This is a genomic window from Mycobacterium sp. NGS59 (assembly GCF_059812345.1).
In genome coordinates, this window is record NZ_JCALCN010000013.1 from 42622 (window position 1) to 65782 (window position 23161).

Annotated in this window: 22 protein-coding genes and 2 pseudogenes; 12 read left to right on the top strand and 12 right to left on the bottom strand. The window is 65.8% G+C overall.

The window, feature by feature from the left end:
* The first annotated feature begins 24 nt into the window (after nt 1-24).
* The 3 genes from AC5Y46_RS15745 to AC5Y46_RS15755 are packed head-to-tail and all read left to right on the top strand — an operon-like array spanning nt 25 to nt 3367.
* Complete coding sequence (locus tag AC5Y46_RS15745) at nt 25-945, top strand: ferritin-like domain-containing protein (RefSeq protein WP_499945216.1); 921 nt, start codon at nt 25-27, stop codon at nt 943-945.
* Nucleotides 942-2441 carry a flavin-containing monooxygenase gene (locus tag AC5Y46_RS15750; RefSeq protein WP_499945283.1) on the top strand — a complete coding sequence of 500 codons (1500 nt, stop codon included), beginning with the start codon at nt 942-944 and terminating at the stop codon, nt 2439-2441. The genes AC5Y46_RS15745 and AC5Y46_RS15750 overlap by 4 nt, the downstream gene beginning before the upstream one ends.
* An 11-nt stretch (nt 2442-2452) precedes the next feature.
* Nucleotides 2453-3367, top strand: a complete 915-nt coding sequence (locus tag AC5Y46_RS15755) for a MerR family transcriptional regulator (protein WP_499945214.1) — start codon at nt 2453-2455, stop codon at nt 3365-3367.
* 6 nt (nt 3368-3373) lie between these two features.
* On the opposite strand, the gene AC5Y46_RS15760 is transcribed toward AC5Y46_RS15755, so the two are convergent.
* From AC5Y46_RS15760 to hemW, 4 genes are all read right to left on the bottom strand, one after another.
* Complete coding sequence (locus AC5Y46_RS15760; RefSeq protein ID WP_499945213.1) at nt 3374-4390, bottom strand: acyl-ACP desaturase; 1017 nt, start codon at nt 4388-4390, stop codon at nt 3374-3376.
* A 52-nt stretch (nt 4391-4442) separates the two neighbouring features.
* Nucleotides 4443-4646 (bottom strand): hypothetical protein, encoded by a 204-nt coding sequence (locus AC5Y46_RS15765; RefSeq protein WP_499945212.1) that lies wholly within the window; start codon nt 4644-4646, stop codon nt 4443-4445.
* Nucleotides 4647-4820: 174 nt separating this feature from the next.
* Nucleotides 4821-6173 carry a salicylate synthase gene (locus AC5Y46_RS15770; RefSeq protein ID WP_499945210.1) on the bottom strand — a complete coding sequence of 451 codons (1353 nt, stop codon included), beginning with the start codon at nt 6171-6173 and terminating at the stop codon, nt 4821-4823.
* Nucleotides 6174-6314: 141 nt separating this feature from the next.
* On the bottom strand, nt 6315-7487 hold the full coding sequence (gene hemW, locus AC5Y46_RS15775; RefSeq protein ID WP_499945208.1) for a radical SAM family heme chaperone HemW: 1173 nt from the start codon (nt 7485-7487) through the stop codon (nt 6315-6317).
* A gap of 149 nt (nt 7488-7636) precedes the next feature.
* On the opposite strand from hemW, the gene AC5Y46_RS15780 reads away from it, so the two are divergent.
* The 5 genes from AC5Y46_RS15780 to AC5Y46_RS15800 all read left to right on the top strand — a co-directional run bounded on the left by AC5Y46_RS15780 (nt 7637) and on the right by AC5Y46_RS15800 (nt 11242).
* Nucleotides 7637-7738 carry an Ms4527A family Cys-rich leader peptide gene (locus AC5Y46_RS15780; protein WP_499945282.1) on the top strand — a complete coding sequence of 34 codons (102 nt, stop codon included), beginning with the start codon at nt 7637-7639 and terminating at the stop codon, nt 7736-7738.
* Nucleotides 7739-7852: 114 nt separating this feature from the next.
* Nucleotides 7853-9523 carry a nitrite/sulfite reductase gene (locus tag AC5Y46_RS15785; RefSeq protein ID WP_499945207.1) on the top strand — a complete coding sequence of 557 codons (1671 nt, stop codon included), beginning with the start codon at nt 7853-7855 and terminating at the stop codon, nt 9521-9523.
* Complete coding sequence (locus AC5Y46_RS15790; RefSeq protein ID WP_499945204.1) at nt 9520-10260, top strand: phosphoadenylyl-sulfate reductase; 741 nt, start codon at nt 9520-9522, stop codon at nt 10258-10260. Before AC5Y46_RS15785 ends, AC5Y46_RS15790 begins: the two co-directional genes overlap by 4 nt.
* Nucleotides 10239-10970, top strand: coding sequence for a sirohydrochlorin chelatase (locus tag AC5Y46_RS15795; RefSeq protein WP_499945201.1), 732 nt, complete (start codon nt 10239-10241; stop codon nt 10968-10970). Before AC5Y46_RS15790 ends, AC5Y46_RS15795 begins: the two co-directional genes overlap by 22 nt.
* A gap of 35 nt (nt 10971-11005) precedes the next feature.
* Complete coding sequence (locus tag AC5Y46_RS15800) at nt 11006-11242, top strand: DUF6480 family protein (protein ID WP_499945199.1); 237 nt, start codon at nt 11006-11008, stop codon at nt 11240-11242.
* Nucleotides 11243-11305: 63 nt separating this feature from the next.
* On the opposite strand, the gene AC5Y46_RS15805 is transcribed toward AC5Y46_RS15800, so the two are convergent.
* The 5 genes from AC5Y46_RS15805 to AC5Y46_RS15825 form a co-directional block, all read right to left on the bottom strand.
* Nucleotides 11306-12370, bottom strand: coding sequence for a sulfate/molybdate ABC transporter ATP-binding protein (locus AC5Y46_RS15805; protein WP_499945196.1), 1065 nt, complete (start codon nt 12368-12370; stop codon nt 11306-11308).
* A 21-nt stretch (nt 12371-12391) separates the two neighbouring features.
* Nucleotides 12392-13204, bottom strand: a complete 813-nt coding sequence (gene cysW / locus AC5Y46_RS15810; RefSeq protein ID WP_499945194.1) for a sulfate ABC transporter permease subunit CysW — start codon at nt 13202-13204, stop codon at nt 12392-12394.
* Nucleotides 13201-14088, bottom strand: a complete 888-nt coding sequence (gene cysT, locus AC5Y46_RS15815; protein ID WP_499945193.1) for a sulfate ABC transporter permease subunit CysT — start codon at nt 14086-14088, stop codon at nt 13201-13203. Before cysT ends, cysW begins: the two co-directional genes overlap by 4 nt.
* Nucleotides 14085-15122 (bottom strand): sulfate ABC transporter substrate-binding protein, encoded by a 1038-nt coding sequence (locus AC5Y46_RS15820; RefSeq protein ID WP_499945192.1) that lies wholly within the window; start codon nt 15120-15122, stop codon nt 14085-14087. Before AC5Y46_RS15820 ends, cysT begins: the two co-directional genes overlap by 4 nt.
* A 353-nt stretch (nt 15123-15475) precedes the next feature.
* Complete coding sequence (locus AC5Y46_RS15825) at nt 15476-15679, bottom strand: hypothetical protein (protein ID WP_499945281.1); 204 nt, start codon at nt 15677-15679, stop codon at nt 15476-15478.
* A gap of 236 nt (nt 15680-15915) precedes the next feature.
* On the opposite strand from AC5Y46_RS15825, the pseudogene AC5Y46_RS15830 reads away from it, so the two are divergent.
* Nucleotides 15916-17820: pseudogene (locus tag AC5Y46_RS15830) on the top strand (glycoside hydrolase family 15 protein); the annotation flags it as partial.
* 10 nt (nt 17821-17830) lie between these two features.
* On the opposite strand, the gene AC5Y46_RS15835 reads toward AC5Y46_RS15830, so the two are convergent.
* Both AC5Y46_RS15835 and lepA read right to left on the bottom strand, forming a co-directional pair.
* The gene (locus tag AC5Y46_RS15835) at nt 17831-18580 is read right to left on the bottom strand and encodes a sensor domain-containing protein (RefSeq protein ID WP_499945191.1); all 750 of its coding nucleotides are present in this window, start codon (nt 18578-18580) and stop codon (nt 17831-17833) included.
* A gap of 36 nt (nt 18581-18616) precedes the next feature.
* Nucleotides 18617-20565: pseudogene (lepA, locus tag AC5Y46_RS15840) on the bottom strand (translation elongation factor 4).
* On the opposite strand from lepA, the gene AC5Y46_RS15845 reads away from it, so the two are divergent.
* Entirely contained in the window at nt 20559-21170 is a 612-nt protein-coding gene (locus AC5Y46_RS15845) for a type II toxin-antitoxin system PemK/MazF family toxin (protein WP_499992099.1), read from the top strand. The pseudogene lepA and the gene AC5Y46_RS15845 overlap by 7 nt on opposite strands.
* A gap of 84 nt (nt 21171-21254) precedes the next feature.
* Here AC5Y46_RS15845 and AC5Y46_RS15850 read toward each other — a convergent pair whose 3' ends face one another.
* Nucleotides 21255-21683: a CBS domain-containing protein gene (locus AC5Y46_RS15850; protein ID WP_499945189.1), complete on the bottom strand. Its 429-nt coding sequence runs from the start codon at nt 21681-21683 to the stop codon at nt 21255-21257.
* 162 nt (nt 21684-21845) lie between these two features.
* Here AC5Y46_RS15850 and AC5Y46_RS15855 point away from each other — a divergent pair, with 162 nt between their 5' ends.
* Together AC5Y46_RS15855 and AC5Y46_RS15860 are read left to right on the top strand one after the other, a co-directional pair.
* Nucleotides 21846-22685 carry a ribonuclease Z gene (locus tag AC5Y46_RS15855; RefSeq protein ID WP_499992101.1) on the top strand — a complete coding sequence of 280 codons (840 nt, stop codon included), beginning with the start codon at nt 21846-21848 and terminating at the stop codon, nt 22683-22685.
* A 115-nt stretch (nt 22686-22800) separates the two neighbouring features.
* Complete coding sequence (locus tag AC5Y46_RS15860) at nt 22801-23148, top strand: PE family protein (protein ID WP_499992102.1); 348 nt, start codon at nt 22801-22803, stop codon at nt 23146-23148.
* Nucleotides 23149-23161 lie beyond the last annotated feature (13 nt).

Here is a 23161-nt window from a genome sequence, read left to right on the forward strand (position 1 = left end):
CGTCCATATGAAAGGGAGGCTCTGATGGCCGTCAATATGGAAAACATGCTCGCCAAGATCAAGGATCGGCAGTGGGCGCTTGCCGACATCGACTGGGACGCACCGGGCGCCGAGACCATCCGGCCGGAGTTCCGCCCGAAGCTCAAGTCGTTCATGGCCGACCTGTGCTGGATCGAGAACATCGGCGCCCGTGGCTTCGCGGCGCTGGCCAAGAAGGCACCCGACCCGACGATCGCCGAGATCTACCGCTATTTCCACGCCGAGGAGCAGCGTCATGCCAACGCCGAACTGGCGCTGATGAAGCGCTGGGGCATGCTCGAAGACGGCGAAGTTCCCACCCCCAACGTCAACATCCGGCTGGCGATCGAGTGGTTGGACACCTACTCCGACGACATGCCGCTGTCGGTGCTGGGCACCGTGATCCCGATGCTCGAGGTCGCACTGGACGGCGCGCTGCTCAAGTTCCTGCTGGACACGGTGGAGGACCCCGTCTGCCACCAGGTGTTCGAGAAGATCAACAATGACGAATCACGCCACATCGCAGTCGATTTCGCGGTGCTGGACATGATCGGACATGCCGCCACGCGCCGCCTGGTCATCGAAGCCGTCGGTCGCTTCGCGTCGCCCGGCCTGATCCTCGGCGTCCTGATGTACGTGCCGCTGCTCAACCGGGTGCGCAACGAGATGGCCGGGATGGGGATGGAGCCGGAGCGGCTTTTCAACGCGGTCAAGCGTTTCAAACAACTCGGCGAGCGCGGCGAACACACCCATCGGGTGCCTACCTACAAGTTGCTCAAGCGCCACGCCGGTTGGGTGGTCAACCCGCGCCATCCCTACCAACTGTTGGCCAATTCCATGGTGTGGCTGTCGGACTTCTACCCCAAACCGCTGCTGCGGCCGATGCCCAGCTGGTCCAGGGAACTCACCCACGAGCCGGCGGCCTGACCATGGCAGACCACGTCTATCAGACCCTCATTATCGGGGCCGGGTTCAGCGGTCTCGGCGCGGCAATCCGACTGGCCGAAGCCGGTGTCGACGATGTCGTCATCCTGGAACGCTCAGACCGGGTGGGCGGCACCTGGCGCGACACCAAGTATCCGGGGGCCAGCTGCGACGTGCCGTCGCTGCTGTACTCGTATTCGTTCGTCAAGAACCCGAAATGGTCGCGGACATACTCCCCCGCCCCGGAGATCTACCGGCACATCGAGGAGATGGCCACCCGGTTCGACATCCGCAGGCACGTCCGGTTCGGCCACGAGGTCAGCGGCCTGACGTTCGACGAGGACGCCGGCGTATGGACCGCGAAAACCAAGAACCGCAAGCGCTTTCGCGCCCGCACCGTGGTGCTGGCGTCCGGTCCGTTGTCCGACGCCAGCCTTCCGGACATCCGCGGCCTGGACAGCTTCGAAGGGCACAAGATCCACAGCGCCCGCTGGGATTCGGACTACGACTTCGCCGGCAAGCGGGTGGCCGTCATCGGCACCGGGGCCAGCGCGATTCAGATCATTCCCGAACTGGTCAAGCAGGCCGGGTTCGTCAAGGTGTTCCAGCGCACCCCGGGCTGGGTGCTGCCCCGGCTCGACGTCGCGACCCCACCGGCGGTGCAGGCACTGTTCGCGAAAGTCCCTGCCACTCAACAACTCGCGCGTCAGGTGTTGTTCTGGGGGCACGAGGCCACCGCCACCGCGATGGTGTGGAACACGCCGCTGACCTCGCTGGTGGCCCGGCTCGGCCAGGCCCATATCCGTGCCACGGTCAAGGATCCGTGGCTGCGCCGGCAGCTGACCCCGGACTTCGCGCCGGGTTGCAAGCGGATGCTGGTCTCCAGCGACTACTATCCCGCGCTGCAACGCGACAACTGCAAACTCATCGACTGGCCGATCGCGACGTTGAGCCCGGTCGGTATCCGCACCAGCGACGGCATCGAACACCATCTGGATTGCATCGTCTTCGCCACCGGGTACGACGTTCACCTGACCGGGCCGCCGTTCCAGGTGACCGGCCTCGGCGGCCGATCGCTGGCCGACGATTGGGCCGGCGGCGGCCAGGCCTACAAGAGCATCAACGCGCACGGCTATCCGAATCTGTTCTTCATGACCGGCCCCAACTCCGGCCCCGGACACAATTCGCTGCTGGTCTACATCGAAGGCCAGCTCGACTACGTGGTGCGCGGCATCACCACCATCCTCAACGACGACCTGCGCTATCTGGACGTGCGCGAGGACGTGCAACGGCAACACAACGAGCAGCTGCAACGCCGGCTGACCAGGACCACCTGGATGTCGGGTTGCCGCAGTTGGTATCTGACCAGGGACGGCTTCAACGCCTCCATGTACCCGGGAACCGCAACGCAGTATCTTCGTCAGATGCGTGACTTCAGATACGAGCACTATGACGCGGTTGCCTGCGACGTTCGGAACCGCGTCAGCGCACCGGCCTAGGGCGTAGCGCTTTGGGCGCCGAACGTCCGGGACGGCCCGAACCCGGCACGATCGCCAGCGTGTTGCACAACGTGCGACGCGCGCCCAACCGTGTTCGGCGTCAGTCCCGCGAGTTCGTCGAGGCGGCGGTGACCCAACTCTTCGACGCCGCGGTGCACCACCCTCACGACGACTCCTCGGGTGAGTACCGGATCGAGGAACTCGCGCGGTTGGCCGGCACCACGACGCGCAACATCCGGGTGTACCGCGACCGTGGCCTGCTGCCGCCGCCGATGCGGGTGGGCCGGATCGCGCTGTTCAACGACACGCACCTGACCCGGCTGCGGCTCATAACCTCGATGCTCGACCGCGGGTACACCCTGGCCCACGTGCGGGAAATGCTGTCCGCGTGGGAGGAGGGCAAGAACCTCGGCGACGTGCTCGGGCTGGAAACGGCGATGATGGGTACCTGGACCACCGAGAAACCGCAGACGATGCCGCTGGACGAGGCCCGTCAACTTGTCGGTGACGCAAGCGCTTTCGACCGCATGGTGGGCTTGCACGTCATTCGCGTGGAGGGGGACCAAGCCACGCTGCTGCGACCCAAACTCATCGAGGCGTTCAACGAGGTACGCGGCTACGGAGTGAGCGCGGACAAACTCATCGACCTGCACGAGCAGATCCTGCCCAAGATCGATGAGATCAGTGACCTGCTGGTGCAGGCCGGGTTCGAACACGTCGGCAACCGGATCAAGCCGGGCGAGGCGCTGCCCGCGGACGCCGAGATCGCCGAGTTGATCACCATGCTGGTGCGGTTTCGCACCCAGGCTGTCGCGACCGTCACCGCCACCCTGGCCTCGTCGATCGAGTCGACCATCGAAACACTGGCTGGCCGGTTGCTGTCGGAATACCTGGAGAATGCGGCCGGATCCGCGCTGCCCCAGTGACGATCGTCAGCGCCCGCTAAGTGTCAGTGTCCCTTGGGTTCTAAGCACTCGGCTGGCGGTGATCCGCTCGGCTTTGCGTGCTTCCCGCTCCAGATAGCGCTGCTTGGACTCCTCGAATCTCTCCGACGCTTCCTGCAGTTCTTTGATCAGCAGAGCGAGGTCGTCGCGCATCCACGCCGCCTCGCCGGTGAAGTCCTCGCGTTCGAAGATCCGCCACTTGCGCAGCACCGGCATGACGACCTCGTCGAGATGGATGCGGGGGTCGTAGACGCCGCCGACGGCGATAATCACCGCCTTGCGCCGAAACTCCGGCACCGTGAAGCCCGGCATCTTGAAGTTGCGCAGGATCCGATGCACCGATTTCATCGCCTGATTCGGCGCGATGTCCAGCCCCGCCGCGCTCACGTCGCGGTAGAAGATCATGTGCAGGTTCTCGTCGGCCGAAACCCTGGCAAGCAGTTGGTCGGCGATGCTCTCGTTGCAGGCCTTGCCGGTGTTGCGATGCGAAACGCGAGTGGCCAACTCCTGGAACGACACATACATGACCGAGTCGAACACGCTCTCGGCAAACATGTCGCCCTGCTGGTTCTGGCCTGGGCTGAAGCCTCGGGTCATTTGCTCCATGCGTAGCTTCTCGAGCTCGACCGGATCGACGGCGCGAGTCACCACCAGGTAATCACGCAGTGCGGTGCTGTGCCGGTTCTCCTCGGCGGTCCACCTGTTGACCCACTGTCCCCACGGGCCGTCCATGCTGAAGTTCATCGCAATCTCGCGGTGGTAGGACGGTAAGTTGTCCTCTGTCAGCAGGTTCTGCACCATCGCCACTTGGGCGACGTCGGACAGCCGGCTCTGCTCCGGCTCCCAGTCCTGGCCGTCCAAGGTGTAGAAGTTCTTGCCGTCCGACCACGGAATGTAGTCGTGCGGGCTCCACTCCTTGAACCTCGACAGGTGGCGATTGAGCAGTTGCTCCACCGTCGGCTGCAGTTCTTCGAGTAGCTGTAGGTTGGTCATTTCCTTGGACACAGTTGTCTCCCAGTTATCGGTCGAAGTGGCGAGGTGCTATCGGCCAACCGGCCTATCCAGTGGCGGCGTCGGTGCAGAACAGGTGCCGCAAGCCGTGCCCGCACGCGCGGCGTACCGCGGCGTCCCCGGAAAGAACCGGCGCCGCACGGGGATTCACGATCAGCGCACCCGGCGGACCGGAGATCTCCGGCGACCACACCCACCCCGGGGGACAAACGTGACGCTGTCGCGTCAGCAGCGGCTCGGGTGCACCCATGCGCAGCGACCCCGCTTTCTTTGTTATTCAAGAGCAGCGACATCAACTGCCACTGCTGAATAAGCCTTGCGGGTCGACACCTGGGTCGACTAGGGACCAAAGTCCCGCGCTGGACAAACGGTGGTCACCGGGTCTGGGCAACCAGGACTACGCGTCAGCCAGGACAGGGAGGCGTCAGCGCCGCTCCACCAGATACGGGGTCAGGGTGGACAGCTTCTCGCAGGTCTCCTCGAACTCCCGTTCGGGGTCGGACGCCTCGATGATGCCCGCGCCGGCCCGCAGCCAGGTGCGGCCGTCGCGCTCGTAGGCCGCCCGCAGCGTCAGCGCCGCGTCGAGCCCGCCATCGGCCGAGAACATCACCACGGCACCGGAATACAGTCCACGCGGACCTTCGTCGAGACGCAGGATGGCTTCCACACCGCCCGCTTTGGGGATTCCCGATGCGGTGACCGCCGGGAAGAGCGCTTCCAGCGCATCCATCCGGTCACTGGCCGGGTCCAGTCGCCCGGTCACGGTCGATCCGAGGTGCTGCACACTGCCCCGCTCGCGCACCGCCATGAAGTCGACGACGGCCGCTGTTCCCGGTGCGGCGATCTCGCTCACCTCCTGCAGTGAGGTCCGGACCGAAATTGCATGCTCGACAATCTCTTTGGAGTTCGACTCCAGGTCGTCACGAGCCTGGCGGTCGTTCACGGGACCACGGCCCAGCGCGCGGGTGCCGGCCAACGGTTCGGTGACCACCACCCCGTCTGGTTGCACGGCCGTCACGAGTTCGGGGCTGTAGCCCAGCGCACGAGCACCGCCGAGCCGCAACAGGAACGACCGCACTGGCGTGTTGTGGCGACGTCCGAGTCGATAAGTCTCGGGAAAGTCGAGCGCGAATGGCACCTCGAGGCAACGGGACAGGATCACTTTGTCGTAGCTGCCCGCGGTGATCTCGCCGACGGCCTTGGCCACCCGCTCGCGGTAGTCGGAGGGGTCCACGGACAGATCCACCGCCCGCGCCGGCGGCACGTCGCGTAAACCCTCGCGAAGCAAACGGTGCACCACCGCATGCTCCTGAGCCCCGGCGCCGTACAGTCGAATCTCGCTCCGCGTCAGGACGATACGAGTGCGGGGCCAGAAGACCCGGGCCAGCGGCGTGTGCGGGGCCAGCCGCTGCTGGAGCCCGAAGCGGTAGACACCGAATTCGAACGTCACCCAACCGAACAGCTGGTCGGTCTCCAGCAGCAGCCGGTCGACGGTTTCGCCTAATACCGGACCCGGTCGGCCGGTCCATTGCTGCCGCTGCGTCACACCGTCGCGGATGACCCTTATCTCGTCGCTGTCCAGCTCCACCATCGCTTGGACACCCGCTGCCAGCACCCACTGCCCGTCATGCTCGTAGACGAGGTACTCCTCGCCGACCGGCTCGGTGAGTTCGGTGGCCAACTCGGCCGCGAGGTCGGCGGGGTCGATGTCGGCAGGCATGGGGATGGCCAGTGACGTGGTGCTGGCAGAACTCGTGTCGACGCTGGCCTCCATCACAGAAGTAAATGTAGCCTAACCTATGCACTGAGGGCGCGTCGCCCTTATTTCTCGCGCCCGATTTGCGGGGATCCCAGCGGGCCACGCCGGTCCCGGCATGCGCAGGGGTCAGCGAGCGGCCCAACCGGCCACCGTTCGGTTTCAGCCCAACAAGGTTCGAACGACGCCGTCGGCCAGCAGCCGCCCGCGGTCGGACAGAACGAGCCGATCGCCGTCGGGAATCAACAACCCGTCGGCCACCGCCGTCTCGGCGCGCTCGCGTTCGGCGGCATCCAGGATGGCCAGCGGCAGGCCCTGCCGCAACCGGATCTGCAGCATCACCTCTTCGGTGTGCAGCGCGTCAGCGCTCAGCTCCTCGAAACCCGCGACCGGCAACGCCCGATCGGCAAGTCGCTCCGCATAAGCGTTGGGGTGCTTGACGTTCCACCACCGGGTCGCGCCCACGAACCCGTGCGCGCCGGGTCCCGCACCCCACCACTGGCCGCCGTTCCAGTAGCCCAGATTGTGCCGGCATTCGCCGTCGGGCCGCGACCAGTTGGACACCTCGTACCAGCGCAGCCCGGCCGCCGAAAGGCGTTCGTCGACGAGTTCGTAGCGGTGCGCCAGCACGTCGTTGTCCGGCGCGGCCAGCTCGCCGTTGCGGACCCGGCGTGCCATCGCGGTGCCCTCCTCGACCACCAGCGCGTACGCGGACACATGGTCGACGCCGGTCTCGATCGCGGTGTCCACCGAACGCAGCAGGTCGTCGTCGGTCTCCCCCGGGGTGCCGTAGATCAGGTCCAGACTGACGTGCTCAAAGCCCAGCTCCAGCGCCTCACGGGCAGCCGCCGCCGACCGATTGGGCGTGTGCACCCGGTCAAGCACGCCCAGCACCTGCGGGACCACCGACTGCATGCCCAGCGACACCCGGGTGTAGCCGGCCGCCCGTACCTCTTCGAAGAATTCCGGCCAGGTCGACTCCGGGTTGGCCTCGGTGGTGATCTCGGCGTCGGGTGCCAGCGTGAAGTGCTCACGCACCCGGTCCAGCAGGGTCGTCAGCCGCGCACCGCCCAACAGCGAGGGCGTCCCGCCGCCGACGAACACGGTGCTGACCGTGGGGTCGGCCAACCGCGCGGCCGCCAGCTCGAGTTCGGTTCCCAGCGCGGTCAGCCAGGCGTCGGGGTTGACACCGCCCAACTCGGCCGGGGTGTAGGTGTTGAAGTCGCAATAGCCGCAACGCGTTATGCAGAACGGCACGTGCACGTAGAGGCCGAACGGCCGACCTGGAATCGGCTGCATGACCGGCAGATCCACCGGCGCCGTGCGAGAAGGCATGCCAAATCTTGACACGACGGCCGTGCTCGAGGAGTTTTCCCAGCGCATTCCCGGTTTTGTTCACCCGATCACCCAGATTTGGACGCACTTTTAATCACCGTGAAATCAAATTTGACCTGGTGACATGGTGGCCGACGATTCATGGCAGAATGGCACCCGTGTCCGCCGCCAATTCGCTTCAGCGTGTAGTGCTGGTGGCGCGGCGGCATATCGACCTCAAGCGCGTTTGCAGCTGTTGCTGTCTGCCTTGATGTCGTAGACCCAGCCCACCCGTACCACCTGCTGGCTGCCGGATCTGCGCCGCCGGAATCAACGGTGAGCTGCGCGTGTTCGAAGTCGGCATGTTCGCGAAGGAGATTCCCCGCATGACCGCAGCACGTCCCGCCAAGGCACCTCGCAACGAGGGCCAGTGGGCGCTGGGTAATCGCGAGCCGCTCAATCCCAACGAAGAGATGAAGCACGCCGGCGCCCCGCTGGATGTGCGGGAGCGCATCGAGACGATCTACGCCCGGGGCGGCTTCGACAGCATCGACAAGAGCGACCTGCGCGGCCGGTTCCGCTGGTGGGGCCTCTACACCCAGCGTGAGCAGGGCTACGACGGATCGTTCACCGGCGACGACAACGCCGATCTGCTGGAGGCCCGCTACTTCATGATGCGGGTGCGGTGCGACGGCGGCGCGCTGTCGACGACCGCGCTGCGCACGCTGGGCCAGATTTCGACCGAATTCGCCCGTGACACCGCCGACATCTCCGACCGGCAGAACATCCAGTACCACTGGATCGAGGTGGAGAACGTCCCGGAAATCTGGCGGCGACTGGACGAGGTCGGGTTGCGGACGACGGAGGCGTGCGGCGACTGCCCGCGTGTGGTGCTGGGCTCGCCGCTGGCCGGTGAGTCGCTCGACGAGGTACTGGACCCCACCTGGGCCGTCGAGGAGATCGTCAAGCGCTACATCGGCAAGCCCGAATACGCCGACCTGCCCCGCAAGTACAAGACCGCAATCTCTGGCCTGCAGGATGTGGTGCACGAGGTCAACGACATCTCGTTCATCGGCGTCAACCATCCCGAGCACGGACCCGGGCTGGACCTGTGGGTCGGTGGCGGACTGTCCACCAACCCGATGTTGGCCCAACGTCTCGGCGTGTGGGTCCCGCTGGCAGAGGTGCCCGAGGTCTGGGAGGCGGTGACGTCGTTGTTCCGCGACTACGGCTACCGGCGACTGCGCGCCAAGGCGCGGCTGAAGTTCCTGGTCAAGGACTGGGGCGTAGAAAAATTCCGCGAAGTCCTCGAGACCGAGTACCTCAAGCGTCCGTTGCTCGACGGACCTGCGCCGCAACCGGTCGCGCATCCGATCGACCACGTCGGCGTGCAGCGACTCAAGAACGGGCTGAACGCCATCGGCGCCTCTCCGATCGCCGGGCGGGTGTCGGGCACCATCCTTTCGGCGGTGGCAGATTTGGCCGAGCGGGCCGGTTCGAACCGGATTCGGTTCACCCCCTACCAGAAGCTGGTGATTCTGGATATCCCCGACGACAAGGTCGACGAGACGATCGCCGGATTGGAAGAGCTCGATCTGCACACGCGTCCGTCGCATTGGCGCCGAAACCTGATGGCGTGCACCGGGATCGAGTACTGCAAGCTGTCGTTCGCCGAAACCCGGGTCAGGGCACAGACTTTGGCGCCGGAGCTGGAAGCTCGCCTGGAAGGCATCAACGCTGAGCTGGACGTGCCGATCACCGTCAACATCAACGGTTGCCCCAACTCGTGCGCGCGGATTCAGGTCGCAGACATCGGCTTCAAGGGCCAGATGGTCGACGACGGCGACGGTAACCCGGTCGAGGGCTTCCAGGTGCATCTGGGTGGCAGCCTCGGTCTGGACAGCGGATTCGGCCGGAAACTGCGTCAGCACAAGGTCACCAGCGACGAGCTGGGCGACTACATCGACCGGGTGACGCGCAACTTCCTCAAGCACCGCAACGACGGTGAACGCTTTGCCCAGTGGGCCATTCGGGCCGAGGAGGACGACCTGCGATGAGCGAAGCCACCAAGCTGACCGAAGGCGAGCTGCGGGAGGTGGCGGCACGCGGCGCGGTCGAACTCGAAGGCGCCAGCGCCAGCGAGCTGCTGCGGTGGACCGATGAGAACTTCGGCGGCGTCAACGGCCCACGTGGCTGGGCGACGTGCAACTACGTGGTGGCTTCGAACATGCAGGACGCGGTGCTGGTTGACCTGGCGGCCAAGATCCGGCCGGGCGTGCCGGTGCTGTTCCTGGACACCGGTTACCACTTCGTGGAGACGATCGGCACCCGCGACGCGGTCGAGTCCGTCTACGACATCCGCGTTCTCAACGTCACCGCTGAGCACTCGGTGGCCGAGCAGGACCGGCTGTACGGCAAGGACTTGTTCGCCCGCGATCCTGGCGAGTGCTGCCGGCAGCGCAAGGTGGCGCCGCTGGGCAAGTCGTTGCGCGGTTACTCCGCATGGGTCACCGGCATCCGGCGGGTCGAGGCGCCCACCCGCGCCAACGCCCCGCTGATCAGCTTCGACGAGGCTTTCAAGCTGGTGAAGATCAACCCGCTGGCGGCATGGTCGGATCAGGATATGCAGGAGTACATCGACGAGCACGACGTGTTGGTCAATCCCCTTGTCTACGAGGGTTATCCGTCGATCGGTTGCGCTCCGTGCACGGCCAAGCCGCTGGAGGGCGCGGATCCCCGCAGCGGACGTTGGCAGGGGCAGGCCAAGACCGAATGCGGGTTGCACGCGTCGTGACGTCTCTGGTTCTCGCGGCGCACGGCAGTGCGGACCCGCGGTCGGCGGCGAATGCGCGCGCGGTCGCCCGCCGGGTGACGCTGCTTCGTCCCGGCCTCGATGTGCGGGTTGCGTTCTGCGAGCACAATTCGCCGGGGCTGGCCGACGTCCTGCGCGAGTGTCCGGGCCAGGCGGTGGTCACTCCGTTCTTGTTGGCCGACGCCTACCACGCCCGGGTGGATATCCCGGCCCAGATCGCCGCATCCGGTGTCGGGGACAGGGTGCGCCAGGCAGCAGTGCTCGGTGAAGACGAGCGGCTGGTCTCGGTGCTGCGTCATCGGATTGGTCAGCGACGGGTGTCCCGGTTCGACGACACCACCGGTGTGCTGGTGGTGGCGATCGGCTCGTCGAACCCGGTGGCCAACGCTCGCACCGGCGAGGTCGCGCCTCGACTGGCGATCGGAACTCGTTGGGCTGCAGTGACAACCGCGTTCGCCACCCGCCCGGAGGCGCCGATGGATGCAGCGCTCGAGCGGTTGCGCGACCGGGGTGCCCGACGAGTAATCATCGCGCCCTGGTTCCTTGCGCCGGGACGCATCCCGGATCGGGTCGAGCGGTTCGCAATCAATGCCGGCGTCGAGATGGCGGCGCCGCTGGGTGCGCATCGACTGGTTGCTGCCACGGTGCTGGATCGCTTCGATCAGGTCGTGGCGCAGCGTATTGCCGCGTAACCGTGTGACCTGAGCACGACGGGGTACTCGCGACCATGACCGCGACACCACCGGACCCGGACCCCGCTCAAGTACCCGGTCTCGAACCCGGAGGGGGCGTCCCGCCCGGATCCACTCCGCCGGACTCCGCGCAGACATCCGGTCTGTCCGAGCAGCAGGAGCGCCCAGGGCGCAGGCTGACCCCGGTTGCCGTGGCCAGCCTGATCGGACTGGCCGTCTTCGTCGTCGTGTTCGTCGTGGTGGCAGTTGGGCTGCTTATGCGAATCATGTGACGACGCAGCGCCTGTCGCAGTTGTCCACAGTCCGTTCGATCCGCAGGTGGCGTACCGGGACCGCTAGGCCGAGGTAAGTTCCTTGTCGTCCTCGTCGTCGGACACGGCGTCGGCGATCGGCGGTACCCGGGTGGCGCGGACGTAGACGGTGTCACCTTCCTTGAGCGCCAGCGCCTCAGCGTCGCCACGGGTGATCTGCGCGGTGAACGGACCCCCGCTGACCGCGCTGGTCAGCTCGACCCGGACCTCGAATCCCAACGTCACCACCCGATCGACCGACGCCTTCACCACACCGATCGATTCCGCTGTACCGTCGCCGCCGGCAATCGCCATCTCGGGATTGCGGCCCACCCGGATGTCATGCGGGCGGACCAGAGCACCGTTGAGCGCGGACACCGCGCCCAGGAAGGACATCACGAACGAGTTCGCTGGGGTGTCGTAGACCTCGGTCGGCGAACCGACCTGTTCGATGCGGCCCTTGTTCAACACGGCGATCCGGTCGGCCACATCCAGCGCTTCGGCCTGGTCGTGGGTGACCAGCACCGTGGTGACGTGGACCTCGTCGTGCAGACGCCGCAACCAGGACCGCAGATCCTCGCGCACCTTGGCGTCCAGCGCGCCGAACGGCTCGTCGAGCAGCAGCACCTGCGGGTCGACCGCCAGTGCGCGGGCCAGGGCCATGCGCTGGCGCTGACCGCCGGAAAGCTGGTTCGGATAGCGGTTTTGGAAACCGCTCAGGCCCACCACCTCCAGCAGGTGGTCGACCTTCTCCTTGATTTCGGCCTTCGGCCGCTTACGGATCTTCAAACCGTAGGCGACGTTGTTGCGCACGGTCAGGTGCTTGAACGCGGCATAGTGCTGGAACACGAATCCGATGTCGCGGCGCTGCGGCGGCACCCGCGTGACGTCGCGACCCTCGATGATGACGGTCCCGGAGTCGGGTTGGTCCAGACCCGCGATCGTACGCAGCAGCGTCGACTTGCCCGAGCCACTCGGCCCCAGCAACGCCGTCAACGAACCGTTGGGCACCACGAAGTCCACGTGATCCAGCGCCACGAAATCGCCGTAGTGCTTGTAGGCATCCCGCACCACAATCGCGTTGCCCTGGTTGGTCCCAGTGTCGGTCATCCTCGAATCTCCTTGTCCGGCCTACTTGCTCGCACGTGCCCGACGTGCGTCCAGCACCACTTGAACGATCAGAACGAGCACGGCAACCGCCATCAGCAGGGTCGACAGCGCGTACGCGCCGTATTCCGCGCCCCGGTTGTAGCGGTCCGACACCAATAACGTCAGCGTCTGCGACTGCCCCGGCAGGTTGGACGACACCATGATGACCGCGCCGTACTCGCCGAGCGTGCGCGCGACGGTCAACACGATGCCGTACGTCAGACCCCACCGGATGGAGGGCAGGGTGATCCGCCAAAATGTCTGCCACCAGCCAGAACCGAGGGTCGCCGCGGCCTGTTCCTGATCGGTGCCCAACTCGTGCAGCACCGGCTCGACCTCGCGCACCACGAACGGCAGCGTGACGAAGATGCTGGCCAGCACGATGCCCGGCAGGCCGAAGATGATCTTGAAGCCGAGATCACGCTCGACGAATCCCAGTGCGCCGCTCGCGCCCCAGAGCACGATCAGGGACACGCCAACGATGACGGGCGAGACCGCGAACGGCAGATCGATGATTGCCTGCAGGATGCCTTTACCGCGGAACCGGTTGCGCGCCAACACTAATGCCGTCGGAATCCCGAACACCACATTCAGCGGCACCACGATGGCCACCACCAGCAGCGACAGGTTCAGCGCCGACACCGCGGCCGGGGTGCTGATCCAGTCGTAGAACTGACCCAGCCCTGGCTCGAACGTGCGCCAAAGGATCAGGATCACCGGGATGATCAGCAGCACAGCGACATATGCCAACGCGCTGTATCGAAGAAGGTAGCGGATTGCGCGTGACGGCTTCACCGGGACATCTCCTCGCGCTTGGCTGCCCGGCCACCGATGATCCGCAGGATCAACAGCACGACGAACGAAATCGACAGCAACACAATCGATATCGCCGCCGCCCCGGTGCGGTCGTCGTTCTCGATCAGCGTTCGTATCCATTGCGAGGACACTTCGGTCTTGCCGGGCACCGCACCGCCGATCAACACCACCGATCCGAACTCGCCGATGGCGCGGGAAAAGGCCAGGCCCGCACCGGACAACAACGCGGGCAGCAGTGACGGCAGCACGACGGAGGTGAAGATCTTGGGGCCATTGGCGCCCAGCGACGCTGCCGCCTCCTCGGTCTCCCTGTCGATCTCCAACAACACCGGCTGAACCGCGCGCACCACGAAGGGCAGCGTGACGAACGCCAGCGCCACCCCGACGCCCCATTCGGTGTGCTGCAGTTGCAGGCCCACCGGGCTGTGGTTGCCGTAGAGCGCAAGCATCACCAAGCTGGCCACGATCGTCGGTAACGCGAACGGCAAGTCGATGACAGCGTCGACGAGCCGCTTACCGAAGAAGTTGTCCCGCACCAACACCCAGGCGATGAGCAGGCCGAACACCGTGTTGAGCAAGGTCACCCCGATTGAGATCGTCAGGGTCACCCGCAACGATTCCAGCGCGGCGTGCGAGGTGACCGCGATCCGGAATGCCTGCCAGCCACCGCCAACCGCCTGCCACACAATCGCCCCGAGCGGCAGCAGCACGATCACCGACAGCCACAGCGTGGCTACACCGACGCGCAGTGAGGTGGTGCGAATCCGGCCGCCACCAGGCTGCACCGGTTGCGGCGCTTCGGTGCCGGGCTGCTCGAGCTCGGGACGGATCGCCTCTGGGTCAGGAGTAACGGTCACGGTCATCCGGTGGCCTGCGTGTAGATCTTGGTGATGCTGCCGGCGCTCTTGTCGAACAGTTTCGGGTCCACGGTGGCCCAGCCGCCGAGGTCGGCGATGGTCCACAACTTCGCCGGCTGCGGGAACTGATTGCGGAACGCCGCGGCGACGGATGGATCGACCGGCCGGAAACCGGCCTGCGCCCACAGCTGCTGTGCCTGCGCGGTGTACTGGAAATTCTTGAAGGCGACCGCTGCCGGCAGATGCGTGCTGGTTGTGATCACGGCGATCGGGTTCTCGATCTTGAACGTCTGCGGCGGGGTGACGTGTTCGACCGGCTTGCCGGCCCGCTCGGCGGCGATGGCCTCGTTCTCATAACTGACCAGGACGTCACCACTGCCCTGGACGAAAACGTCCGTGGCTTCTCGTCCCGAACCTGGACGCAATTTCACGTGTTCCCTCACCAGTCGGTTGATGAAGTCGATGCCCGCTTGGTTGTTCCTGCCGCCTTCGCTTTTCACTGCGTACGGCGCCAACAGATTCCACTTCGCCGAACCCGAACTCAGCGGACTCGGGGTGATGACCTCGACACCGGGACGCAACAGGTCGTCCCAATCCTTGATGTTCTTCGGATTGCCCTTGCGCACCACGAAGGTGACCAACGAGCCGAACGGAATGCCCTTGGTGGCATCGGTATTCCAGTCTTTGGCGACCTTGCCGCTCTTGATCAACCGGGTGATGTCGGGCTCGACCGAGAAATTCACCAGGTCCGCCGGCTTGCCCTCCCCGACGCCGCGTGACTGGTCACCGGAGGCCCCGAAGGAACTGATCACCTGCACGCCGTTACCTTCCTCGGACGCGTTGAACGCCGGAATCACCTTGCTCCAACCGGGTTCGGCGACCGAATAGGCGACCAGGGTGATGCTGGACTTCGCGTTGCCGAGTCCTGCGCCGCCCACGACGTCGCTGGGACCACCGCGGCACGCCGCCACAACTCCGACGAGGAGCACGGTCGCCACCAGCTGTTGCCAGCGCGGCACGCTCTTAAACCCTATGGACATATACGGTTGGTGGCCTTCCGGTGCGGGACTTGTGATTGCGGTCCCGTGACTGCGGATAGGCGATCAATGAGAATCAGGGCGATTCACAAACTCCACACCAGGCCGCGCACGGGGCAGGAGTCAGCGACAACAGTGCACGCGTGCCGCGGAGCAAGCCACGACGGAGTCAACGCAGCCGAGCGCGAAGATATCGCGCTTCAGAACATCGGCTGCTGCGTGCATGTGGCGAAGCCTAACAGAGTTCGCGCAAGCGGCAATTCGAGAGCCGATTCAGTGCGTGAGCAGCCACGCGACAAGCACCAGCACCACCAGAGCGACCAGAATCAGGGTGACGTGCGAACGCGGCATCGAAGTTATCCGGACGCCTCATCGGAGTGGCGAACCCGGCGCATCAGTTGGATTCCCCTGCCGAGCAGTGCATCCAACGATGCCGCCAGAAAATACGCCAGGGCCAACACCACTGGCATCACCGCCAGCGCCTGCAGCACGAACGGCAGCCCGGAGAGCCAGAGCTCCACGCCGTCCCACCAACTCAGGAACCCGTTCACCGGGCCCACCCTATGCGGCACGGCCCCTGAAACCAACGCGCCTCCCACCGGGTAACACCTCGGTCGCGAAGTGGACGAGCGGCCGGTGAACAGTCGATGATGTCGGGATGGTCCTGCATGCCGATGCCGCTGATTCAGCTAACGACCAGCTTGTCCCGCTCGACGAACCCGCCACTGAGCTGGCCACTCTCGACGCGGTGGCAGTCGAACTCGAGTCGACCGGCCCCTATGTGTCCAGTTCGCCGTCGCGCAACCCGTTCCCGCCCATCGCCGATTACGCCTTCCTGTCGGACTGGGAAACCACGTGCCTGATCTCACCGGCAGGATCCGTGGAGTGGCTGTGTGTGCCACGGCCGGATTCCCCGAGCGTGTTCGGTGCGATCTTGGACCGCAGCGCCGGGCATTTCCGGCTCGGTCCGTACGGCGTCTCGGTGCCGTCGGCGCGGCGCTATTTACCCGGCAGCCTGATCATGGAGACCACCTGGCAGACCCACACCGGTTGGCTGATCGTGCGCGACGCGCTGGTGATGGGCCCCTGGCACGACATCGAACGCCGCTCCCGGACACACCGTCGCACCCCGATGGACTGGGACGCCGAGCACATCCTGTTGCGCACCGTGCGCTGCGTCAGCGGCACCGTCGAGCTGATGATGAGCTGCGAACCGGCTTTCGACTACCACCGTCTCGGGGCGACGTGGGAGTACTCGGCCAACGCCTACGGCGAGGCCATCGCCCGCGCCACCAAGCAACCGGACGCGCACCCGACGCTGCGGCTGACCACCAACCTCAACATCGGCCTGGAGGGCCGCGAGGCGCGCGCCCGCACCCGGATGAAAGAGGGCGACGACGTGTTCGTCGCGCTGAGCTGGACCAAGCACCCGGCGCCGCAGACCTACAAAGAGGCCGCCGAGAAGATGTGGCAGACCACGGAGTGCTGGCGGCAGTGGATCAACATCGGCAACTTCCCCGATCACCCGTGGCGGGCGTACCTGCAGCGCAGCGCACTCACGTTGAAGGGGTTGACCTACTCCCCGACCGGCGCGCTGCTGGCGGCGAGCACCACTTCGCTGCCGGAGACGCCGCAGGGCGAACGCAACTGGGACTACCGCTACTCGTGGATCCGGGACTCGACGTTCGCGTTATGGGGTCTCTACACGATCGGGTTGGACCGTGAGGCCGACGACTTTTTCGCGTTCATCGCCGACGTGTCCGGGGCCAACAGCGACGAGCGCCATCCGCTTCAGGTGATGTACGGCGTCGGTGGCGAGCGAAGCCTCGTCGAAGAAGAACTCAACCACTTGTCCGGCTACGACCATGCCCGTCCGGTGCGCATCGGCAACGGGGCCTACGACCAGGTCCAGCACGACATCTGGGGCTCGGTACTGGACTCGTTCTACCTGCACGCCAAATCCCGCGAGCAGGTCCCGGAAAACCTGTGGCCGGTACTGAAGAAGCAGGTGGAAGAGGCGATCAAGCACTGGCGGGGACCCGACCGGGGAATCTGGGAGGTGCGCGGGGAGCCGCAGCACTTCACGTCGTCGAAGGTGATGTGCTGGGTGGCGCTGGACCGCGGGGCCAAGTTGGCCGAGCGGCAGGGCGAGAAGAGCTACGCCCAGCAGTGGCGTGCGATCGCCGAGGAGATCAAGGCCGACATCCTGGAGCACGGTGTGGACTCCCGCGGCGTGTTCACCCAGCGCTACGGGGATGACGCCCTGGACGCCTCGCTGTTGCTGGTGGTGCTGACCCGGTTCCTGCCGCCCGACGACCCGCGGGTGCGTGCCACCGTGCTGGCCATCGCCGACGAGCTCACCGAGGAAGGACTGGTGCTGCGCTACCGCGTGCACGAGACCGACGACGGGCTGTCCGGCGAGGAGGGCACGTTCACCATCTGTTCGTTCTGGCTGGTGTCGGCGTTGGTGGAGATCGGCGAGGTGGCGCGAGCCAAGCGGCTGTGCGAACGACTGTTGGCCTATGCCAGCCCGCTGCATCTGTATGCCGAGGAAATCGAGCCTCGCACCGGTCGGCAGCTGGGTAACTTCCCGCAGGCGTTCACCCACCTGGCCCTGATCAATGCGGTGGTGCACGTGATCCGGGCCGAGGAGGAGGCCGACGGTTCGGGCGCGTTCCAGCCCGCCAACGCGCCCGTCTAGCCGCCGGCTGTCACGTCGCCGCGGTGATCTTGTCCATCACCGTGTGCGCGATTTCGATCGCGCTGGTGCCCAGATTGGCAGATCCCCGATCCGACGGATTGTCGGTGCTGAAGAAAGCGACCTCCACCTCGACCAGGCAGTTCCCCCGCACGCCGACAGCGCGTGCCACCGGCATGGGAGTGGAGCTGGACAAGCTGGCCTGGTCGTAAATCGTCGCTGCCAGAACGGAATCGGCGACACGCACACTGCCGATGGTGTCGGTGAAACTGAGCGTGGCGCCGGGCAGTTCCACGGCGGTGCCGTCGCAGTTCTTCCATTGGGTGGTGAACTGGTCGAAGAGCGCAGCGGCATCAGAGATCTTGGGGAACGTCACCACGCCTTCGGTCACGCTGATCACCTTGACGGAATCGGTTGCATGCCACCAGGTTTGGCGTGCGACGTCCTGCACGGGCGCGGAGTCGTAGACGCCCTTCTCCATGGTCGTCACGACGCCGACACACTCGACCGGCGACGCGGGTCCGTACGCGTGCGCCAACTTGTCGCGGTCACCGTAACGGGGCGGGAATTGCGAGTCGACCTTGAACGGCTGGGCGAGTATCCGCTCCAGCGCGGCGTCGTCGAGCAGCACCTGTTTGACGCTGTCGCCACCGAGCGGGCGCGGTTTCAATCCAGGTGCGGGGTGTGCGGTACCGGTGACGGATTGCGTACAGCCGGTCAGCACGGCCAAGAGCCCGAAACCGACGATCCAGCGGGACTTCATCTGCTCGAGACCTTCCTCGCGTAGCCCTGGTTGCGGCTATTTCTTGCCTTTGTCCCCCGCGGCATCGGTGGACAGTGCGGCGACGAAGGCTTCCTGCGGCACGTCGACCCGCCCGATGGTCTTCATCCGCTTCTTGCCCTCCTTCTGCTTCTCCAGCAGTTTGCGCTTGCGGGTGATGTCACCGCCATAGCATTTGGACAGCACGTCCTTGCGGATCGCCCGGATGTTCTCGCGCGCAATGATTTTCGAGCCGATCGCGGCCTGTACCGGCACCTCGAACTGCTGGCGCGGGATGAGTTCCTTGAGTTTGGTGGTCATCTTGGTGCCGTAGGCCGAGGCGCCGTCCTTGTGGACGATCGCGCTGAACGCGTCGACGGCTTCGCCCTGCAGCAAGATGTCGACCTTGACCAATTGGGCTTCCTGTTCGCCGGCCTCTTCGTAGTCGAGGCTGGCGTAACCACGGGTGCGCGACTTCAGCGAGTCGAAGAAGTCAAAGATGATCTCGCCCAACGGCAGTGTGTAGCGCAGCTCCACCCGCTCGGGCGACAGATAGTCCATGCCGCCCAGTTCGCCGCGCCGCGACTGGCACAGCTCCATGATGGTGCCGATGAATTCGCTGGGCGCGATGATGGTGGTCTTGACGATCGGTTCGTAGACGGTGCGGACCTTGCCCTCCGGCCAGTCCGAGGGGTTGGTCACCACGATCTCGGTGTTGTCTTCCTTCTCCACCCGGTAGACGACGTTGGGCGAGGTCGAGATCAGGTCCAGGTCGAATTCGCGCTCGAGTCGCTCGCGGGTGATCTCCATGTGCAGCAGCCCCAGGAAGCCGCACCGGAAGCCGAAACCCAGAGCCACCGAGGTTTCCGGCTCGTAGGTCAGCGCGGCGTCGTTGAGCTGCAACTTGTCCAGCGCGTCGCGCAGGTTCGGGTAGTCGCTGCCGTCCACGGGATACAGGCCCGAATAGACCATCGGCTTGGGCTCCCGGTAGCCCGTCAACGCTTCCTTGGCGCCGTGCCGGGCGGTGGTCACCGTGTCCCCGACCTTGGACTGCCGCACGTCCTTCACGCCGGTGATCAGGTAACCCACCTCGCCCACGCCCAGGCCCGCGCTGGCTTTCGGCTCCGGCGAGACGATGCCGACCTCGAGCAGTTCGTGGGTGGCGCCGGTGGACATCATCGCGATGCGCTCACGGGGACTGATCTTGCCGTCGACCACGCGGACGTAGGTCACCACTCCGCGATAGATGTCATAGACGCTGTCGAAGATCATCGCCCGGCTGGGCGCGTCGGCGTCGCCCTGCGGCGGCGGCACCTCGCGCACCACGTGGTCGAGCAGGTCGCCGACGCCTTCGCCGGTCTTGCCGGAGACCCGCAGCACATCGGTCGGCTCGCAGCCGATGATGTGAGCGATCTCACCGGCGTAGCGGTCCGGATCGGCAGCGGGCAGGTCGATCTTGTTCAGCACCGGGATGATGTGCAGGTCACGGTCCAGCGCCAGGTAGAGATTGGCCAGCGTTTGCGCCTCGATGCCCTGGGCGGCGTCGACCAGCAGCACCGCGCCCTCGCAGGCTTCCAGCGCACGGGACACTTCGTAGGTGAAGTCGACGTGACCGGGGGTGTCGATCAGGTGAAGAACATAGTCGCCTGCGCCGGCCCCGTCCTTCAAGGTCCAGGGCAGCCGGACGTTCTGGGCCTTGATGGTGATGCCGCGTTCCCGCTCGATGTCCATCCGGTCCAGGTACTGGGCCCGCATCGAGCGTTCGTCGACTACGCCGGTCAGCTGCAGCATTCGGTCGGCCAGCGTCGACTTGCCGTGGTCGATGTGAGCGATGATGCAGAAGTTCCGAATCTGCGCCGGCGGCGTGAACGTCTTGTCGGCGAAACTGCTGATGGGAATCTCCTGGTTGGGCGGTTGGCGGGTATGCCCAGCGTATCCGTGCACAACAACCGGGACACAATCACGCGGTTATGCTGCGAGCATGGCACCGGGTAAGAAGTCGTCCGGCAAGTCACAGTGGAAGACGTTCCAGCGCTTTGCGGAGAACCTCGTCAGCGAGGCTCCGAAAGTGGTGCAGCGCCTGCAGAACACGCAGGAGACACTGCGGACCATCCAGCAAGCCGTGAAGATCACCGCGAACATCGTCGCGATGGGTTTGCCGGCGCCGCCGGCCGAGATCACCACCGGCCGTCCGGTGACGAAGACGAGCTTCCCGACTGCGCAGCGGGCTCGCCGGGTGGTCTATTCCCCAGATCTGGACGGTCGGGCCGACCCCGGCGAGATCGTCTGGACCTGGGTGGTTTACGAGGACGACCCGACCCGCGGCAAGGACCGGCCGGTGCTCGTGGTGGGCCGCGAACGCAGCGTCTTGCTGGGACTGATGCTGTCGAGCCAGGAGCAGCACGCCGAGGATCGGCATTGGGTCGGGATCGGTTCGGGCGATTGGGATTACGAGGGCAGACCGAGCTGGGTGCGGCTGGACCGCGTGCTCGACGTGCCCGAAGAGAGCATCCGCCGCGAGGGCGCGATCCTGAACCGCGAGACCTTCGATCTGGTGGCCGCCCGGCTGCGCACCGAGTACGCCTGGCGCTGAGCGCCCTGCCCAATTTGACTCTGCGCCTACGGCGACAAAGTGTGAGAAGACCCCGCCCTCAGCGCAGACTCAACGCCCAAACACTCAGCCCTGCGTGATGTAGGACTGCAGCTGCTGCTGCTCGGCCTCCAGTTCGCCCATCCGGGTCTTGACCACGTCGCCGATACTGACGATCCCGATCAGCCTCCTGCCGTCCAGCACGGGTATGTGTCGCACCCGGTGCTGGGTCATCAGCACGCTGATCTCGTCGACCGTGTCGGTCTTCGCGCAGGTGGCCACGGCGCTGGTCATGATCTTGGACACCGGACGCGACAGCACGCTGGCGCCGTGCGTGTGCAGTTGGCGCACCACGTCGCGCTCGGAGACGATGCCGACCACTCCCTCGTCGCCGACCACCACCATCGCGCCGATATTCTGCTCCGCCAGGCCGGCCAGCAATTCCCGGACCGTCGCGTCGGGGTTGATCGTCGTCACCGCCGCCCCCTTGTTGCGCAAGACATCCGAGATCCGCATCTAGCCTCCCGTGGGTTGTGATCCGATTCACACCAGGCTACGACGTACGCGGTCGGCGCAAAAGCCAGCATCCGAAGCCGTGATCCGCTGCAGCGAAACCGTCATGCCATCTTGACTGCCGAGCACTACGTCTCGATGCGTTCGGCTTGCGAGGATAGAGCCATGATCGAGGTCACCCTGCTCGGCACCGGCAGCCCTGTTCCAGACCCGAACCGGGCCGGGCCCGCCACCCTGGTACGCGCGGGCGGACAGGCTTTCCTGGTGGACTGCGGGCGCGGAGTACTGCAACGCGCGGCCGCGGTGGGCGTGGGTGCCGCGGGGTTGAGCGCAGTGCTGCTCACCCACCTGCACAGCGACCACATCGCCGAGCTCGGCGACGTCCTCATCACCAGCTGGATCACCAACTTCGCGCCGGATCCGGCGCCGCTGCAGATCATCGGGCCGCCCGGCACCGCACAGGTGGTGGACGCGATGCTCAAGGCATTCGGTCACGACATCGGCTACCGGATCGCGCACCACGCCGACCTGAACTCGCCGCCACCGGTCGAGGTTCATGAGCACACCGACGGGCCAGTATGGGATCGCGACGGTGTGACGATCCGGGTTGCCCCCACCGATCACCGTCCGGTGGCGCCGACGATCGGGTTCCGCGTCGAGTTCGAAGGCGCGTCGGTGGTACTTGCCGGCGACACCGTGCCCTGCGCCAGTCTCGACGAATTAGCCGCCGGTGCAGGCGCTTTGGTGCACACCGTGATACGCAAGGACATCGTCTCCCACGTCCCCCAGCAACGGCTGAAGGACATCTGCGACTATCACTCGTCGGTACCGGAGGCGGCTGCCACCGCGGCCCGCGCCGGGGTCGCCACCCTGGTGATGACGCACTATGTGCCGGGCATCGTGCCGGGCCAGGAAGAGCAGTGGCGGGCTCTGGCGGCAACCGAATTCGGCGGGCAGATCGAACTCGGCGACGACCTGCACCGGGTCGAGGTGCACGCGCGCTGACGGCAGCTCAGCCGGCACGGTCCGCCACCCGAGGCGACCCGGCGAAAACGCACGTATTCAAACTGCCGGCGAGGTACGATCCGGGCCTGCCGTTCTTGAGTTCAAGAGGTGCGTGATGACGTGGTTTGCAGCGGGGCCGGAGGGGATGGCCGCTGCATCCAGGGACCTGGCCGACATCGGCTCGACGATCAGCGAAGCCAACGTCAGTGCGCGACTGCAGACGGCCGGCGTGCCGGCTGCCGCCGCCGATCAGGTCTCGGCCGTGGTCGCAGCGTTCTGGGGTGCTCACGCAGAGGGCTATCAGCGGATCGGCGCGCAGATGGCGGCCTTCCACGAGCAAATCGTCCGAGGCTTGACCGCGTCCGGCGCGTCCTACGCCGGCGCCGAGGCGGCTGCGGCCGAATCGCTGGGTAGCCGGCTCGACGCGATCAACGCGCCGGCCAGGCACCTGCTGGGTCACTGACCGGATCGGGGTT

What these genes read in the sequence shown, in the direction of transcription:
- AC5Y46_RS15790 (WP_499945204.1), top strand. Translation starts at nt 9,520, where the DNA reads ATGAGCGAAGCCACCAAGCTGACCGAAGGCGAGCTGCGGGAGGTGGCG.
- AC5Y46_RS15800 (WP_499945199.1), top strand. Translation starts at nt 11,006, where the DNA reads ATGACCGCGACACCACCGGACCCGGACCCCGCTCAAGTACCCGGTCTC.
- AC5Y46_RS15765 (WP_499945212.1), bottom strand. Translation starts at nt 4,646, where the DNA reads ATGGGTGCACCCGAGCCGCTGCTGACGCGACAGCGTCACGTTTGTCCC.
- AC5Y46_RS15780 (WP_499945282.1), top strand. Translation starts at nt 7,637, where the DNA reads ATGGCACCCGTGTCCGCCGCCAATTCGCTTCAGCGTGTAGTGCTGGTG.
- AC5Y46_RS15785 (WP_499945207.1), top strand. Translation starts at nt 7,853, where the DNA reads ATGACCGCAGCACGTCCCGCCAAGGCACCTCGCAACGAGGGCCAGTGG.
- hemW (WP_499945208.1), bottom strand. Translation starts at nt 7,487, where the DNA reads ATGCCTTCTCGCACGGCGCCGGTGGATCTGCCGGTCATGCAGCCGATT.
- AC5Y46_RS15805 (WP_499945196.1), bottom strand. Translation starts at nt 12,370, where the DNA reads ATGACCGACACTGGGACCAACCAGGGCAACGCGATTGTGGTGCGGGAT.
- AC5Y46_RS15860 (WP_499992102.1), top strand. Translation starts at nt 22,801, where the DNA reads ATGACGTGGTTTGCAGCGGGGCCGGAGGGGATGGCCGCTGCATCCAGG.
- AC5Y46_RS15850 (WP_499945189.1), bottom strand. Translation starts at nt 21,683, where the DNA reads ATGCGGATCTCGGATGTCTTGCGCAACAAGGGGGCGGCGGTGACGACG.
- AC5Y46_RS15845 (WP_499992099.1), top strand. Translation starts at nt 20,559, where the DNA reads ATGGCACCGGGTAAGAAGTCGTCCGGCAAGTCACAGTGGAAGACGTTC.
- AC5Y46_RS15835 (WP_499945191.1), bottom strand. Translation starts at nt 18,580, where the DNA reads ATGAAGTCCCGCTGGATCGTCGGTTTCGGGCTCTTGGCCGTGCTGACC.
- AC5Y46_RS15745 (WP_499945216.1), top strand. Translation starts at nt 25, where the DNA reads ATGGCCGTCAATATGGAAAACATGCTCGCCAAGATCAAGGATCGGCAG.
- AC5Y46_RS15855 (WP_499992101.1), top strand. Translation starts at nt 21,846, where the DNA reads ATGATCGAGGTCACCCTGCTCGGCACCGGCAGCCCTGTTCCAGACCCG.
- AC5Y46_RS15820 (WP_499945192.1), bottom strand. Translation starts at nt 15,122, where the DNA reads ATGTCCATAGGGTTTAAGAGCGTGCCGCGCTGGCAACAGCTGGTGGCG.
- cysT (WP_499945193.1), bottom strand. Translation starts at nt 14,088, where the DNA reads ATGACCGTGACCGTTACTCCTGACCCAGAGGCGATCCGTCCCGAGCTC.
- AC5Y46_RS15795 (WP_499945201.1), top strand. Translation starts at nt 10,239, where the DNA reads ATGCGGGTTGCACGCGTCGTGACGTCTCTGGTTCTCGCGGCGCACGGC.